Genomic DNA, 1,076 nt, shown 5'->3' with positions numbered 1-1,076 from the left:
GGCGACAAGACGCTGGCGAAGGATGTGGCGGGCTATTACCACCTGCTGGCCGACATCTTCCTGCATCTGATCAAGATGATCATTGCGCCCCTGGTCTTCTCCACTCTGGTGGCGGGCATCGCGCATATGGGCGACAGCGCGGCGCTGGGGCGGATCGGCGGGAGGGCGCTCGCCTGGTTCATCATCGCCAGCCTGATCTCGCTGACGCTGGGCCTCATCTTCGTCAATTTCTTCGCGCCGGGCGAGGGGCTGAATCTTGTCCGTTCCGGTGCGGATTCCGGCGTCAGTACCGAAGCGCTCAACTTCCGCGACTTCATCCTGCATGTCTTCCCCACCTCCATGATCGGGGCGATGGCGGAAAATTCGATCCTGCAGATCGTCGTCTTCTCGCTGTTCGTGGGCGTGGCGCTGACCGCCATCGGCGACAAGGGCAAGCCGATCGTCACCGTGATCGAGGCGATGGTCGAACTGATGCTGCAGGTGACAGGCTATGTGATGCGCGTCGCCCCCTTCGCCGTATTCGGCGCGCTGGCGTCGGTCGTGACGACCGAGGGACTGGGCGTGCTCAAGACCTTTGGCGAACTGGTGGGCGAATTCTACCTGTCGCTGATCGCGCTCTGGACGCTGTTGTTCGCGGCGGGATCCATCTTCCTGGGCAAGCGGATGGTGAAGCTGATCCGCTATGTGCGCGAACCGATATTGATCGCCTTCTCGACGGCCTCGTCCGAAGCCGCCTATCCCAAGATGCTGGAGCAGCTCGACCGCTTCGGCGTGCCGCGCCGCATCTACAGCTTCGTGCTGCCGCTGGGCTACAGCTTCAACCTGGACGGGTCGATGATGTATTCGACCTTCGCCACCATCTTCATCGCCCAGGCCTATGGCATCGACCTGCCGATCGCGACGCAGATCACCATATTGCTGGTGCTGATGGTAACCAGCAAGGGCATCGCCGCCGTCCCGCGGGCATCACTGGTGGTGGTCGCGGCGACGCTGGGCCAGTTCGACCTGCCGGTGGAGGGTGTCGCCTTCATCCTGGCGGTGGACCATTTCATGGACATGGGCCGTACCGCGACCAA

1 protein-coding gene is annotated in these 1,076 nt (G+C 62.7%); it reads left to right on the top strand.

Annotated features, from left to right (window positions below; all coding sequences use genetic code 11):
- A partial coding sequence (locus MRBLMA1_RS14030; protein WP_363737455.1) for a dicarboxylate/amino acid:cation symporter occupies positions 1-1,076 on the top strand: 1,076 nt, incomplete at both ends.

The organism is Sphingobium sp. LMA1-1-1.1, from assembly GCF_040676365.1.
GTDB lineage: Bacteria > Pseudomonadota > Alphaproteobacteria > Sphingomonadales > Sphingomonadaceae > Sphingobium.
This window is presented reverse-complemented; position numbering and strand designations above follow the sequence as displayed.